The 14,789-nt window shown below is 72.7% G+C and carries 13 protein-coding genes; 8 read left to right on the top strand and 5 right to left on the bottom strand.

Going from position 1 to position 14,789, the window contains the following annotated elements:
- Positions 1-11: 11 nt before the first annotated feature.
- Complete coding sequence (locus tag JAV76_RS13480; protein WP_198734595.1) at positions 12-683, bottom strand: DUF4129 domain-containing protein; 672 nt, start codon at positions 681-683, stop codon at positions 12-14.
- On the bottom strand, positions 683-1,948 hold the full coding sequence (locus JAV76_RS13485) for a DUF7847 domain-containing protein (RefSeq protein ID WP_198734596.1): 1,266 nt from the start codon (positions 1,946-1,948) through the stop codon (positions 683-685). The genes JAV76_RS13480 and JAV76_RS13485 overlap by 1 nt, the downstream gene beginning before the upstream one ends.
- Before the next feature lie 119 nt (positions 1,949-2,067).
- On the opposite strand from JAV76_RS13485, the gene mtrA reads away from it, so the two are divergent.
- From mtrA to secA, 7 genes are all read left to right on the top strand, one after another.
- Positions 2,068-2,751 carry an MtrAB system response regulator MtrA gene (mtrA, locus tag JAV76_RS13490; RefSeq protein ID WP_198734597.1) on the top strand — a complete coding sequence of 228 codons (684 nt, stop codon included), beginning with the start codon at positions 2,068-2,070 and terminating at the stop codon, positions 2,749-2,751.
- On the top strand, positions 2,748-4,472 hold the full coding sequence (mtrB, locus tag JAV76_RS13495; RefSeq protein WP_230402316.1) for an MtrAB system histidine kinase MtrB: 1,725 nt from the start codon (positions 2,748-2,750) through the stop codon (positions 4,470-4,472). Before mtrA ends, mtrB begins: the two co-directional genes overlap by 4 nt.
- A complete protein-coding gene (locus JAV76_RS13500) occupies positions 4,469-6,229 on the top strand; it encodes an LpqB family beta-propeller domain-containing protein (protein ID WP_198734598.1) in 1,761 nt (586 codons plus the stop codon). The genes mtrB and JAV76_RS13500 overlap by 4 nt, the downstream gene beginning before the upstream one ends.
- Positions 6,230-6,322: 93 nt before the next feature.
- Positions 6,323-7,111 (top strand): ComF family protein, encoded by a 789-nt coding sequence (locus tag JAV76_RS13505; protein WP_307844240.1) that lies wholly within the window; start codon positions 6,323-6,325, stop codon positions 7,109-7,111.
- Between the two features lie 122 nt (positions 7,112-7,233).
- Positions 7,234-7,878 (top strand): ribosome hibernation-promoting factor, HPF/YfiA family, encoded by a 645-nt coding sequence (gene hpf / locus JAV76_RS13510; RefSeq protein ID WP_198734599.1) that lies wholly within the window; start codon positions 7,234-7,236, stop codon positions 7,876-7,878.
- Between the two features lie 131 nt (positions 7,879-8,009).
- Positions 8,010-9,299: a winged helix-turn-helix domain-containing protein gene (locus JAV76_RS13515; RefSeq protein WP_198734600.1), complete on the top strand. Its 1,290-nt coding sequence runs from the start codon at positions 8,010-8,012 to the stop codon at positions 9,297-9,299.
- A 167-nt stretch (positions 9,300-9,466) separates the two neighbouring features.
- Positions 9,467-12,286: a preprotein translocase subunit SecA gene (gene secA / locus JAV76_RS13520; RefSeq protein ID WP_198734601.1), complete on the top strand. Its 2,820-nt coding sequence runs from the start codon at positions 9,467-9,469 to the stop codon at positions 12,284-12,286.
- A gap of 27 nt (positions 12,287-12,313) precedes the next feature.
- On the opposite strand, the gene JAV76_RS13525 is transcribed toward secA, so the two are convergent.
- Together JAV76_RS13525 and JAV76_RS13530 are read right to left on the bottom strand one after the other, a co-directional pair.
- Entirely contained in the window at positions 12,314-12,820 is a 507-nt protein-coding gene (locus JAV76_RS13525; RefSeq protein ID WP_198734602.1) for an Rv3235 family protein, read from the bottom strand.
- Between the two features lie 50 nt (positions 12,821-12,870).
- Positions 12,871-13,725 carry a LysM peptidoglycan-binding domain-containing protein gene (locus tag JAV76_RS13530; RefSeq protein ID WP_198734603.1) on the bottom strand — a complete coding sequence of 285 codons (855 nt, stop codon included), beginning with the start codon at positions 13,723-13,725 and terminating at the stop codon, positions 12,871-12,873.
- A gap of 144 nt (positions 13,726-13,869) precedes the next feature.
- Between JAV76_RS13530 and JAV76_RS13535 the strand changes: the two genes are divergently transcribed.
- Positions 13,870-14,430 (top strand): hypothetical protein, encoded by a 561-nt coding sequence (locus JAV76_RS13535; RefSeq protein ID WP_198734604.1) that lies wholly within the window; start codon positions 13,870-13,872, stop codon positions 14,428-14,430.
- Positions 14,431-14,463: 33 nt separating this feature from the next.
- On the opposite strand, the gene JAV76_RS13540 is transcribed toward JAV76_RS13535, so the two are convergent.
- Positions 14,464-14,679 carry a helix-turn-helix domain-containing protein gene (locus JAV76_RS13540; RefSeq protein WP_198734605.1) on the bottom strand — a complete coding sequence of 72 codons (216 nt, stop codon included), beginning with the start codon at positions 14,677-14,679 and terminating at the stop codon, positions 14,464-14,466.
- Positions 14,680-14,789 lie beyond the last annotated feature (110 nt).

The following is a 14,789-nucleotide window of genomic DNA, read 5'->3' on the forward strand; positions in this document are numbered from 1 at the left end:
CGTCGCAGCCGTCACGGTGCCCCCACCGAGAGGGGTGTGCCCTGCCGGGCGGGGAGGGTGGGCGTCGTCGCGGCCGCGGCGTCGTCGAGCTCGCACGTCCGGACGTACAGGGCATGGTCGGCGGTGGACGACCGGCCGTAGAGCAGGGCGTCGAACTCCTGGGCGCCGCGGGCCAGGGCGGGGGCGACCGTGGGGAGCCGCGAGGCGAGCTCCGTCGCAGCCTCGTGGGCGGTCCGCCCGGGGCGCGGGTCGAGCAGGACGCGTTCCTCGCTGCGGCGCACCACGGCACGGAACGCGTCGAGCGTCGCCGCGTGGAGGTCCCCGCGGGCCGCTGCCACGGCGGCGGCGGCCCGCAGGTCGTCCGCCGAGCGGGTGTCGTCCTCGGCGAGCACCGGCGCGCGTCGGGCGCTCCCGCTGCGACGCACCGGTCCGGCGACGTAGAGCGCCACGGCCGCGACGGCGAGGACCGCCCCGACGACGACGAGCGCGGCCCACAGGCCGTCGAGACCCGCGACGGACACGCCGTCGAAGAGGCTGCCGAGCCAGCTGACGAACCGTTCGAGGAGGGACGGCCGGTCGTGGTAGACGGCGTCGGTGAGCTCGTCCTGGAGCCACCGGCGGGCCGTCGCCGCGTCCGGGTCCACCGGGACCTCTCCCACGACCGCGGGCTGCGCGAGGACCATCAGGAGGCGTCGGCCGCCGCGGCCAGCTCGACGTCGAGGCCCTCGCGACGCATCCGCACGTCGATGTACAGCAGGGCGACGACGGACGACAGGAACGTCGTGGTGATCGTGTAGGCGACGGCCTGCGCCACGGCGGTCACGACGATGTACCCCCAGCCGTTCGGGTCGCTGAGGACGAGTCCGGCGACCAGGGCCGCCGGGTACACGATCGCGCTCGAGACGATGTTCGTGATGATCACCGACAGGACGTAGATGCCGAGGAGTCGCCAGAAGGAGCGTCGGCTCACCGTCCAGCCGCGCTTCAGCGCGGCGAGCAGGCCCTGGCCCTCGAGGACGTACGCGGCGGGGGCGAGGAGCAGGCGGACCGTCACCCACGCGGCCGCCGCGACGAGGCCGAGGAGCGCGAGGAGCGAGACGATCACGAGGAGGCCCTCGGACCCGCTCGCGCCGGCGGCGGCGATGGCGAGCACGGCGACGACGGTCACGACACCGATGAGCAGCCCGGGGACCAGGGCGATCACCACGAGCCCGACGACCTTCCCCCGGACCTCCGACCAGAGCTCGGTGACGGTGAACGAGCGCCCGAGGACCGCCCGGCCGATGGCGACGATGAGGACGCCCGTGGTGATGATCGACGCCAGCGAGACCATGAGGCTCTGGAGGACGGAGCTCGACAGGCTCCCGCCCATGCCGGTGAGGCCGAGCTCACCGGTGGGGTCGACGTCCCCGACCGCACCGTCGAGCCACAGGTTCACGGTCGGGGCGAGGATGTACCCGAGGGCGACCGCGACCGCCGTCGCTGCGGAGATGACCAGGGCGACGACCCCGAGCATGACCTTCGGGTTGGCGCGGATGGCACCGAACGCCCCGTCGTAGATCTCGCCGAGCCCGAGCGGTCGCAGCGGGATGATCCCCGGGCGGGCCGCGAGCGGCCGGAAGGGCGCGCCCCCGAAACCGGTGAGCGGCCCGTACCCCTGGGGCGGGTGCCCGGGCTGGCCGGGCTTCCCGGGCTCTGCGTACCCGCTCGCCCCACCGGGCGAGTAGCGCCCGTAGTCGGGGCTCGCGTAGCCGGGCGGCTCGGCCGGCGCGCCCCACCCGGTCGAGGCGGTGGGCGCGACCACGGGGGAGGAACCCGATCCGTCGTCCGACGGGCCCGCTCCGGAGGGCGGCGAGAAACGGATGGGGGCGCTCGCGGCGTCGTCCCCGCGGGACGGACCGGGCTCCTGGCCGGGCGTGCGCGCAGGCGTCTCGTCGGGGGTCGTCATCGGTCGGTCAACCTCATTCTCGGCGTCTGTCCTCGGTGCCACGGCTGAAAAGGTCCAGGCCCGCCCATCGTGCCACGTCGAACCCCTCCACCGTGTGCAGGAGGTGGCATCATGACCGCATGAAGTCACGTGTGCTGGTGGTTGACGACGACACCGCTCTGGCCGAGATGATCGGGCTGGTCCTCAGGAGCGAGGGCTTCGACACCGTGTTCTGCGCGGACGGCGACTCGGCGATCGACGTGTTCCGCGGGTCGGCACCCGACCTGGTGCTCCTCGACCTCATGCTGCCGGGCAAGGACGGCACCGAGGTGTGCCGCCAGATCCGCAACGAGTCGGGCGTCCCCGTGATCATGCTCACCGCCAAGAGCGACACCGTCGACGTGGTCCTCGGTCTCGAGTCCGGGGCCGACGACTACATCTCCAAGCCCTTCAAGCCCAAGGAGCTCGTCGCACGGATCCGCGCGCGACTGCGCCGCACCGACGAACCCGCCCCGGAACGGCTCACCATCGGCGACCTCGAGATCGACGTCACCGGCCACCGCGTCGTGCGCGCCGGCGAGCAGATCCCGCTGACGCCGCTCGAGTTCGACCTCCTCGTGGCCCTCGCCCGCAAACCGTGGCAGGTCTTCTCGCGCGAGGTGCTCCTCGAGAAGGTGTGGGGGTACCGGCACGCGGCCGACACACGGCTGGTGAACGTCCACGTCCAGCGGCTGCGGTCCAAGATCGAGCACGACCCGGAGGTCCCCGAGATCGTGCTCACCGTCCGCGGCGTCGGGTACAAGGCAGGCGCCGCCCAGGTATGAGGGACGTCCTGCGGCGCGCCCGCCGCGCCGTCCGCCGCACCGCGGCCCGCGTCCGGCGCCGCGGGCGCCGGGCCACCCTCGCGTGGCGGTCCTCCATGCAGCTGCGTGTCACGTCCTCCGCGCTGACCATCGGCGTCGTCGCCGTGGCGTTGCTCAGCACGTACCTCTCGTCCACCATCCGCGACGGGCTCTTCGAGCAGCGCCTCGAGGAGGTGCTCCTCGAGAGCGCCCGGTCCACCGCCCAGGCCCAGGCGACCTTCACGTCGGCGCCCGCCACGGGCACCACGCAGGTCCAGTCCTTGCTCAACGACACCCTCCCCGTCCTCCAGGCGGGGGGGTCCGCCGGGCGCGAGGTGTTCCTGTGGCGCGCGACGGGGAGCACCGCCCCCGCGTCGGTCCTCGACCCGAGCACCGCTCCGCAGCTCGCGCCGCTCGTCAGCGCCGACCTGCGCGCGTCGACCTCCACCGGTGACGGGCAGCGCTGGCAGTCGGTGGCGGTGCCGGTCGACGGGCAGGAGGTCCCCGGCGTCATCGTCGGGGCCACCGTCGACGTCCCCGTCGCGGGCACCTACGAGCTCTACTTCCTCTACTCCATGGAACCCGAGGAGACCACGCTCGCCTTCGTGCAGCAGGTCCTCGGCATCGCGGGTGCCGTCCTCATCACCATCCTCGCCGTCATCACGTGGACGGTGACGCGGCAGGCCGTCAAGCCCGTCCAGCGCGCCGCCGAGGTCGCCGAGCGCCTCGCCGACGGTCACCTCGGCGAGCGGCTCCCCGTCCGTGGCGAGGACGAGATGGCCACCCTCGCCCGGTCCTTCAACGAGATGGCCGCGAGCCTCCAGGACCAGATCCAGCGGCTCGACGAGCTCTCCACACTCCAGCGCCGCTTCGTGTCCGACGTGTCCCACGAGCTGCGCACACCGCTGACGACCGTCCGCATGGCGAGCGAGATGATCTACGCCCACCGCGACGACCTCGACCCCGTCCTCAAGCGGTCCGCCGAGCTCCTCCAGACCCAGCTCGACCGCTTCGAGGACCTCCTCGCGGACCTCCTCGAGATCAGCCGCTTCGATGCGGGAGCCGCCGTCCTCGACGCCGAGTCCCGCGATCTCAGGGACGTCGTCACCTCGGCCATCGACCAGGCCATGCCCCTCGCGGAGCACAAGGGCGTGTGGCTCAGCGCGACCTACTGCGAGGGCTCCGCGACGGCCGACATCGACCCCCGGCGGGTCGAGCGCATCGTGCGCAACCTCCTCGTCAACGCGATCGAGCACGCGGAGAACGGCCCCGTCGAGGTGCGCGTCGCAGCCAACGCCCAGGCGGTCGCGGTCCACGTGCGCGACCACGGCATCGGCATGGCGAAGGACGACGTCGAGCACGTCTTCGACCGCTTCTGGCGGGCCGACCCGGCACGTGCGCGGACCACGGGCGGGACCGGCCTCGGTCTCGCGATCTCGCTCGAGGACGCCCTGCTCCACGGTGGCTGGCTCGACGCCTGGGGTCGCCCGCGGCAGGGGGCCGCGTTCCGCCTCACCCTCCCGCGCCGCGCCGGGATCGTCCTCGCCGGGTCGCCCGTCGAGCTCGTGGGCGCCGAGCCCCTCGAGCGGGGCGATGACCCCCGCCCCCACGAGGAGCACGGGCCAGCGACGCTCCCGGCGCTCGACGCGCTGTCGACCGTGCCCGTGACGCACCACGCCCCGGACCGAGGAGAGCACCCATGACCACCGCAGCCCGCGCCCGGACCGCGCTCGTCGTCCTGTGCGCCCTCCTCGTCGCGGGGTGCGCACGCATCCCCGTCGACGGCCCCGTCCAGCGCGGCGACGTGTCGGTCACCGAGCTCGGTCCCATCTACCTGCGCGCCTACGGTCCGCCGGTGGACGCCAGCCCCCAGGCCGTCGTCGAGGGCTTCCTCGCCGCCCAGGCCGCAGGGCTCAACGACGACTGGTCCGTGGCACGCGAGTACCTCGGGGGCGAGGCCGCCCGGTCCTGGGACCCCTCCGCACGGACGGTCGTCTACTCGGGGGAGGCCGAGATCGACCAGACCGCCGGACCCACGACCGGAGGGGACACGACCGACGACGCGACGGACGGGCCCACCGACGGCACGGACGGCACCGTCGACACGGACGACGCGATCCTCCAGGGATCCGTGTCCGTCGTCTCCACGCTCGACAGCACGGGCCGCTACACCGAGGCGCCCCCCGGCTCCCAGCAGGACCTCGTCTTCACGCTCGAGCGCGACGCGCAGGACCAGTGGCGCATCGTCCTCGTCGAGGACGGCCTCTACGTGGCGCTGAACATCTTCGTCTCGTCCTACCGCCCCACCAGCCTCTACTTCCCGACCTCCGACGGCGAGCTCCTCGTGCCCGAGGTGCGGTGGTACCCGACGAGCAACACCCCCTCGTACGCGGTGAACGGGCTCCTCACCGGCCCCTCCGAGTGGTTGCGGGACTCCGTCGTCACCGCCGTCCCCGACGGCACCCGGCTCGTCGTCGACGCCGTGACCGTCGTCGACGGCGTCGCCCGCGTCGACCTCACCCAGGACGTCCTCGCCGCCGACCCCCAGGAGAGGGCGATGCTCCAGGCCCAGCTCGAGGCCGTGCTGCTGCGCCTGCGTGGCGTGCGTGCCGTCGAGATCTTCGCGAGCTCGGTGCCGCTCACGGTCGCCGAAGAGGTCGACCCCGAGCGCGACCCCGACCCCTCCACCTCCGTGTGGGTCCTCGCCGACGGCGTGGTGAGCACGCTCCAGGGCCGCGAGGTCGAACCCGTGCCCGGGATCCTCCCCCTCACCGGGGACGTCACGGCGCTCGCGGTCCACCCGGACGGGTCGGGCGGCGTCTACCGGTCCGGCTCGACGGCGGTGCGGACCCTGCCCACCGAGGCGCAGGAGTCGGTCGCGCTGCTCACCGGGACGCGGCTCCTCGCCCCGTCGGTCGACAGGTTCGGATGGGTGTGGACGGGGGAGGGGGCCGAGGGTGAGGGGCTCGTGGCGGTCGGACCGGACGGGTCGGTCGTCGAGGTCGCGGCGGACTGGCTGTCGGGGCGCACCGTGGAGTCGGTCCGTGTCGCCCTCGACGGCGCGCGCGTCGCGGTCGTCTCGAGCCAGGCGGGCGTGAGCCAGGTCGACGTGGCGGGGATCGTCCGCGACGACGCCGCCGCCCCGCAGCGACTCTCGGACGCGACGCCGATCGGCGCGACCGTGCAGGACCCCGACCAGGTCGTGTGGGTCGACGAGTCCACCCTGGGGGTCCTGGCCACGGTGGGCTCCTCCGGCCTGCGCACCTTCCACTCGGTGCCGCTCGCGGGGCGGTCGGAGGCGCTGTCCGGCGTCGACGACGCGGTCGCGATCGCGGCGGGCCGCGGGCTGCGCTCCGTGTACGTCGCGACGGCCGAGGGCGACCTCCTGGGGAGGTCGTCGACGGGGACCACGTGGTCGACGGTGGCCACCGGGGTGCAGCTGCCGACCTTCCCGGGCTGACGGACGTCCACCACAGGCCGGGCGGTTCGCCGTCCGTCCCCACCGCGGCTGCCACCCGGGCCTACGGCCTTCGTCGTGGTCCACGATCAGCGCGTGGTCCTCGACATCCCCCGTGCCCTGCGCGACCTCGCCCGAGCGGTCGTCCCCCTGTCGTGCGCCGGGTGCGGTGCCTTCGACGTCACGCTCTGCGAGCCCTGCGGGTCCCTGCTGCGCGGACCTGTCCGCCGGGTCGAGCACGACGCACCCCGCCTCGACCCCGTCGACGGCTCGCCCCTGTGGCCGGTCTGGGCGACGGCCGCGTACTCGGGGACCGTCCGTGGCGTGGTCGTCGGGTGGAAGGACCGGGGCCGCACCGACCTCGACGGAGTCCTCGCGACTGCCGTCCGGCGCACCGTGGACGCCGCGTCGGTCGACCTCCTGAGGTCCGTCCCGCCCGGAGCTGCCGTCCAGGTGGTGCCCGTGCCGTCGACGCGGGCGTCGCGGCGCAGGCGCGGCCGGGAGCCCGTCCGCACCCTCGCCCGTGAGGTCGCGGAGCATCTTGCCGACCGCTGGGCGTCCAGGGGCGTCGAGGTGCGCGCCGTGGACGCGCTCGAGCACGCCCCGCGGGCCGCCCGGGGCGCTCGCGACCAGGTGGGGCTCGGCGCCAGGGCCCGGGGTAGGAACCTCAGCGGCAGCGTCCGCACCCGGCGGCGCACCCGTCCGGACACGGGAGCGGTCACGGTCCTCGTCGACGACGTGCTCACCACGGGAGCCACCCTGGCCGAGTGCGCCAGGGCGGTCCGCGTCGCAGGTGGGACCTTGGTCGCAGGGATCGTCGTCGCAGCCACCCCCGCGCCGGACACGACCGCCGGATCACCCTCGCGCCTCTGCGCAGACCCCTGACGGAGGGTTAGCCTGGAGCAAGATCTCGACAGCGTGGGGAGGTGGTCCGGACCGGGCACCCGGAAGGGCGCCGCACATCTGATCATCGGGCGGAGAACGCCCTCACTCCTCTGGAGGCTCACATGGAGATCGTCGTCGTCGGTAGGCACACCGAGGTGGCCGACCGCTTTCGCCAGCACGTCGAGGACAAGCTCGCCAAGGTCGAGCAGCTCGCACCCACCGCACAGCGCGTGGACGTCGAGGTCACTCACGAGAACAACCCCAGGCAGTCCGGCGTGCGCGAGCGCGTCGAGCTGACGGTCCGCGACAAGGGCCCCGTGATCCGCGCCGAGGCCGCTGCGGACGACCGGTTCGGGGCGCTGGACCTCGCGATGAACAAGCTCTCCGAGCGCCTCCGCCGCGCGCACGACCGCAAGAAGAACCGCTTCCGTCAGCCCACCCCCGCGGACACCGCCGACGTCCGGCCGTACGTCCCCGAGCCGGAGCCCACGCCCCCCGCTCCGACGTCCCCCAGCGGACCGGGTGAGGCCGTCGAGACCCAGCTGGGCGACTCGCCCGTGGTCATCCGCCAGAAGCTCCACAGCGCCTCGCCGATCTCCATCGACGACGCGCTCTACGAGATGGAGATGGTCGGTCACGACTTCTTCCTCTTCATCGACGCCGAGACGTCCCGCCCGTCCGTCGCCTACCGCCGCCGCGGCTGGAGCTACGGCGTGATCGCCCTCGACGCCTCGTGCGCGCAGGAGAAGGCCTCGGGGACCGACTGACCCACGCTGCCGCCCGGAACCCCTCGGGCGGAGCGAGCGACACCGACGGCGCGGGGCGACGAGCCTCGCGCCGTCGGCGCGTCCACCGTGCCGGCGCCGCGGGCGTGGGTGGGGCCGGGCAGGATCGGACCATGCACAGCTCACCAGGTCCGCGCCCGACGAGGACGATGACGCTCGGCCAGGCCCGACGGACCGCCCTCGCCGCGCAGGGTCTGGCGGCCTCACGACCGGAGCCCCACCCCGCCACGCCCACCACGGGTACGACCGACGTGCCACGGACCGCGAGCACCGCGCGGGTCCACCGGGTCGTCGAGCGACTCGGGCTCCTGCAGATCGACTCGGTGAACGTCCTCGCCCGTGCCCACCTCGTGCCGGTCTTCTCGCGCCTCGGGCCGTACGACACCGCGGTCCTCGACAGGGCGTCGAGCCGTGCGCCTCGGCGCCTGGTCGAGTACTGGGCGCACGAGGCCTCGCTCGTCCCGCCCGGCACGTACCGGCTCCTCGAGTGGCGCCAGCGCCGCTACGCCACCGAGGCGTGGGGGTCCGTCAGGTCGGCGGCCACGGAGCACGGCTCGGTCGTGGACGAGGTGCGCGACGTGGTCCGGGTGCACGGACCCCTGACGGCCGCCGAGGTGGAGCAGCGCCTCACCACGGTGCACCAGCGGGACACCGGCGCCTGGGGCTGGAACTGGACGGTCGCGAAACGAGCCCTCGAGCTCCTCTTCTTCGCCGGCGAGGTGACGTCCGCGGGACGGACCGCCACCTTCGCCCGACGGTACGACCTCACCGAGCGCGTCCTGCCCGCCGCCGTGCTGGCGGCCCCGGCTGTCGAGGAGCGCGACGCCGTGCGTTCGCTGGTCGAGATCGCGGCCCGGGCGCACGGCGTGGGGACGGTCCGGTGCTTCGCCGACTACTTCAGGCTCCGTACGGCACCCGCACGGGCCGCCGTCGAGGAGCTCGTCGAGGACGGGGTCGTGGAGCCCGTGGTCGTCCGCGGCTGGGACCGCCCCACGTTCGTCCACCGCGACGCCCGGACACCGCGGACGGCGCGGGCACGCACCCTCCTGAGCCCCTTCGACCCCCTGGTGTTCGAGCGCCGCCGCCTCGCCGAGCTCTTCGGCACCCACTACCGCATCGAGATCTACGTACCCGCACCCCAGCGGAGGCACGGCTACTACGTCCTGCCGTTCCTCGAGGGCGAGCACGTCACCGCACGGGTGGACCTCAAGGCCGACCGCCAGGCGAAGGTCCTCCGGGTCCTGTCCGCTCACACCGACCCGGGGGTGACACCCGAGACCCCGCGGCACCTCGCGGCGGAGCTGTGGACGCTCGCCCGGTGGCTGGACCTCGACGACGTCCTCGTCGTCGAGGACGGGGACCTCGCGCCCGCCCTCCGCCGAGCCGTCGCCGCCAGGGACTGACCGTGCGGCAGGGCTCCGTCCGACCGGCGTATCGGGTCCGGCCGGGTGAGCGCGCGGGGCGCGGGATGTGACGGTCCGCCGCCCGCCTGCCATACGATGGATCGTTGTACGTCGTCCGCGTCCTCCGACCCGGGCGAGAGAGCGAACACTCGAACCGGGAGTACTGCGTGGTTGCGATCCTCGAGAAGGTCCTGCGCTTCGGCGAGGGTCGGATCCTCAAGAAGCTGTCCGGACTGGCCAAGCAGGTCAACGCGCTCGAGGAGAGCTTCGAGGCCCTCACCGACGAGGAGCTGCGCGAGGAGACCGACCGGTTCCGTGAGCGCATCGCCAACGGCACCACGCTCGACGAGATCCTGCCGGAGGCTTTCGCGGCCGTCCGGGAGGCGTCGCGCCGGACCCTCGGGCAACGGCACTTCGACGTGCAGCTCATGGGCGGCGCCGCCCTGCACCTCGGGAACATCGCGGAGATGCGGACCGGTGAGGGCAAGACCCTCGTCGCCACCCTCCCGGCGTACCTCAACGCGCTCTCCGGCAAGGGCGTGCACGTCGTCACGGTGAACGACTACCTCGCCCAGTACCAGAGCGACCTCATGGGCCGCGTGTTCCGCTTCCTCGGGATGACCACGGGATGCATCGTCTCCGGTCAGACGCCTGCCGAGCGTCGCGAGCAGTACGCGAAGGACATCACGTACGGCACGAACAACGAGTTCGGCTTCGACTACCTGCGCGACAACATGGCGTGGTCGCCCGACGACCTCGTGCAGCGCGGCCACAACTTCGCGGTCGTCGACGAGGTCGACTCGATCCTCATCGACGAGGCCCGGACGCCGCTCATCATCTCCGGCCCGGCCTCCGGCGACACCAACAAGTGGTACGGGGAGTTCGCCCGCGTGGCCCGCCGCCTCGTCGCGGACGAGGACTACGAGGTCGACGAGAAGAAGCGCACCGTCGGCGTCCTCGAGCCCGGCATCGCCAAGGTCGAGGACTACCTCGGGATCGACAACCTCTACGAGTCCTTGAACACCCCGCTCATCGGGTTCCTCAACAACGCCATCAAGGCCAAGGAGCTCTTCAAGCGCGACAAGGACTACGTGGTCCTCAAGGGCGAGGTCCTCATCGTCGACGAGCACACGGGCCGCATCCTCGCGGGACGCCGCTACAACGAGGGCATGCACCAGGCCATCGAGGCGAAGGAGGGCGTCGCCATCAAGGCCGAGAACCAGACGCTCGCCACGATCACCCTCCAGAACTACTTCCGGCTCTACGACAAGCTCGGCGGCATGACCGGTACCGCGGAGACGGAGGCCGCGGAGTTCCAGGGCACGTACAGCCTGGGCGTCGTCCCGATCCCCACCAACCGCGACATGCAGCGCATCGACCAGCCCGACCTCGTCTACAAGAACGAGGAGGGCAAGTTCAACGCGGTCGTCGAGGACATCGTCGAGCGGCACGCCAAGGGCCAGCCGGTCCTCGTGGGCACCACGAGCGTCGAGAAGTCCGAGCTGCTGTCCTCGAAGCTCAAGAAGTTCGGGGTCCCGCACGAGGTCCTCAACGCGAAGCAGCACGCCAGGGAGGCGTCCATCGTCGCGCAGGCCGGGCGCAAGGGCGCCGTGACGGTCGCGACGAACATGGCCGGGCGAGGCACGGACATCATGCTCGGCGGGAACGCCGAGTTCATGGCCGTCGCGGATCTCGCGGCGCGTGGGCTCGACGCCGCGGAGACGCCGGAGGAGTACGAGGCGGCGTGGCCCGCTGCCCTCGAGGCGGCGACGAAGGCCGTGAGCGACGAGCACGACGAGGTCAAGGAGCTCGGCGGGCTGTACGTCCTCGGCACGGAGCGGCACGAGTCGCGGCGCATCGACAACCAGCTCCGAGGACGCTCCGGCCGACAGGGGGACCCGGGGGAGACCCGCTTCTACCTGTCCATGCAGGACGACCTCATGCGCCTCTTCGGGTCCGGTCTCGCCGAGTCGATGATGCAGCGTGCGGGCTTCCCCGAGGACATGCCGCTCGAGTCGAAGATCGTCACCCGGGGCATCGCGAGCGCCCAGGGTCAGGTGGAGAGCCGCAACTTCGAGATCCGCAAGAACGTCCTCAAGTACGACGACGTGCTGTCCCGCCAGCGCACGGTGATCTACGACGAGCGTCGTCGGGTGCTCAGCGGTGAGGACATGCAGGACCAGATCCAGCACTTCCTCTCCGACGTCCTCACGGCCTACGTCGAAGGCGCCACGACCGCTGGATCGGCTCACGACTGGGACCTCGACTCCCTGTGGACCGCGCTGCGTGCTGTCTACCCCGTCTCCATCACGGTCGACGAGGTCGTGGAGCAGGCAGGTGGTCTGGACGACCTCACGCACGACCTGGTCCTCACGGAGATCCTCTCCGACGCCCGTCACGCGTACGACGCGCGGGAGACGGAGCTGGGCGAGGCCAACATGCGTCAGCTGGAGCGGCGCGTCGTGCTCTCGGTCCTCGACCGCAAGTGGCGTGAGCACCTCTACGAGATGGACTACCTCAAGGAGGGCATCGGTCTACGGGCCATGGCCCAGCGTGACCCGCTCATCGAGTACCAGCGCGAGGGCTTCCTGCTCTTCCAGGCGATGACGGAGGCCATCAAGGAGGAGTCGGTCGCGTTCCTGTTCAACCTCGAGGTCAAGGTGCAGCCCGCGGCTCCCGCCGTGGACGCTGCCGGTGCGGCTGCTGCCGCCGGCTCGGCTGCCGGCCTCGCGCTCGGGTCCTCCGGGACGGGCGGCACACCCGCGGCCGCACAGCCCGGCGGCGGGGAGCAGGTTCTCGTCGCGAAGGGCCTCGAGGGTCCGGACCGTCAGGTGCCGCTCAGCTACACCGCGCCGAGCGAGGACGCCGTCGGCGCGGTCACCGTGGACCCGCCCTCGACCACCACCGGTGAGGGTGGCGAGCCCGCGGCCGGAGCCGGCGCGGACAACCGTGAGGCGCGTCGGAGGGCGGCGAAGAAGAAGCGCTGACAGCGCTGTCCTCGAGGTCGGCGGACGTCAGCCGATCTCGAGGACGACCACGCGCCACCGTCCTCGGTGCTCCTCGACGCGCGCCGCGGCTGCGCGGACGCGGTCCACGTCGTCGACCACGACGGTCGCCTCGGCGACACGGGCCGTCAGCCGGACGGCGCGCGCGTGGAGGACCCGGGACCGCGCCTGCGTCCTCGGTGCGACGCCGGATCGTCGGCGTGCCGACTCGCGGATCTGCGCCCGGACGTGCAGGGCGTCGAAGATCTCCGGGGTGACGAAGCGCGCGAGCTGCCCCAGAGGCCTGAGCCCACGGACCGCCTCCATGGCGGCGTGGGCCACCGCGGCGCAGAGCTGCGTCGGATCGCCCAACGGATCCCCGTGGCGCTCGACCGTCTCGTCGGGGAGCTCCCGCGAAGAGGACGTGGTGTGCGTGAACTCCAGAGGTCCGGTCCGCGGCTCGCGAGCCACCGGCTCGCGGACGACGGTCCGGGTCACGGAGGGACGCCTGGTGGGGGGAGTCGTGCGTGCGGTCATGGAGTGCTCCTGTGCGAGGGGGTGAGGTGTGGGGGCGGGCGTGGCAGACGTCATGCGTCGTCGACCTGCTCCGGGGTGACGAGGACTGTCCCGGCCCGGACGAGGTCGGGGTCGTCGCCGACGACGTCGCGGTTCGCGTCGTACCACCGGGGCCATGCCTCGGCGATCTGCGCGTCCGTCGCCCCGTCCGGGAGGTGGGACGCGGCGACCGACCAGAGAGAGTCGCCGGACCGGAGCACCACTGAGGTGTCGGACGTCGCGGTGGCCGGAGCCGGGCTCGGGGCGGGGGTGTCGGCCTCCTCGACGGGGACGGCGACCGGTGAGACCTTCTCCTGCGGCGCGTCCGCGGGTGCGGGGGAGGTCCCTGGGTCGGGACGGTCCGTCCCTGGGTCCGTGAACCCGGTGCTGAGGCCGTCGTCGGTGCTGCCGGGCGAGGACCCGTCGACGGTGGTGACGGTGGATGTCCATCCGAGGTCGGGCACGGTCTCCACCGCTTGCGCCGGGACGGCGGAGAGGGCGAGCCCGGCCCCCACGCCGACGACGGTGAGCCGACGGACGAACGCCGGGGCGACGGCGTGGATCCAGCGCAGCAGGGTCCGGCTCTCCGCGCCTGCTGTGCGGACCCCGCACAGCGCGGCCAGCAGGAGGAGGCTCAGGCCCCACCAGGCGGCGAGTGCGGTACCCACGAGGACGAGCGGGAGCTCGACCGCCTGGGCGAGCGTGTCTGAGCTGACGACGCCGTTCCGGAGCCCGGCGAGCGGGAACGAGCGCCACGCCGAACCGAGGTGCGCTGCGAGCAGCCCGCTCACCGCCAGTGCGCCCGCGCCGAGCAGTCCGCTGCCGAGGCCGTAGGTGGCGCTCGTGCGGCGGTCGGTGTGGTTCGCGCCGACGTTCCTGGTTGGCATCCTCGCTCCGTTCATCGCGTTTGATGTCGTTTGGTGTCGTTCGATGTGTCTTGATCTAACTGGAGAGCGGGTGAAGAAGTAAAGCCAGATCCGACCCTGTGGATGGGGAGTGGTCCCCCTTGCGCCGCGCGAGAGGATGGGGGGATGCGCTGGGAGATGCTGTTCGACGACCTCGCGAGCCAGTTCGCGGCGACGGAGCTCGCCGACCGTGACGCCGCTGTGGCTGACCTCACCCGGGCCGAGCTGGCGACGGTCACGCTCACGGACCGGCTCGTCGCGGCGCGTGGCGGCGCGGTGATCGCGGATCTCGTGGACGGCGCGACACTCCAGGGAGAGCTCCGGGAGACGTACCCCGACTGGGTCCTGCTCGGCGTCGGAGGCAGGGAGGTGGTCCTACCGACCCGATCCGTCGAGGCGTGGCGAGGACTGGGAAGAGGTTCCGCCCCGGCGGGTGACACGGGCGCTCCGGTGGCTCGCCCGCTCGGGATCTCCAGGGCGCTGCGAGGACTTGCCCGGGACAGGGCCGTCGTCGCGGTGCACACCGTCCGCCGGGAGCACGTCGGGCGGATCGACAGGGTGGGTAGGGACCACCTGGAGATCTCGTCGGCCCGTGCCGACGACTGGGGTCGGCCCCGGGGTGCGGCCGGAGCCCCGGACGGGGTGGTCCTGCCGTTCGCGACGGTGCTCTACGTCGTCTCGACGTGAGCGCAGGACGCCTCGGCGGGCGTCCTGCGCGGGTCAGTCCTCGAAGCCGCCCGCCTCGACCTTCGCGCGGGTCTGGGCGTACATGCGTTGGATGTACGACTCGAGCTCCGTGACCTCTACCCGCCACTGGCCGCGGCCACCCACCTGGATCGCCGGCAGCTCGCCGCTGCGGACGAGCGCATAGGCCTGAGCAGCGGAGATGTTCAGGGACTCCGTGACGTCGGCGAGCGTGAGGAACCGGGAGGGCATGGCCCAATACTGGCACGGGAGCGCTCTCCCGGACCTGTTGTCCACAGGTCTGCAGCAGCCGTGGCGGGGATCGGGCAGGATGTCCGTGGTCGCAGGGCGGCGGCGCACGA

Origin of the sequence: Sanguibacter suaedae, from assembly GCF_016342785.1 — a bacterium.
Classification (GTDB): Bacteria; Actinomycetota; Actinomycetes; order Actinomycetales; family Cellulomonadaceae; genus Sanguibacter; species Sanguibacter suaedae.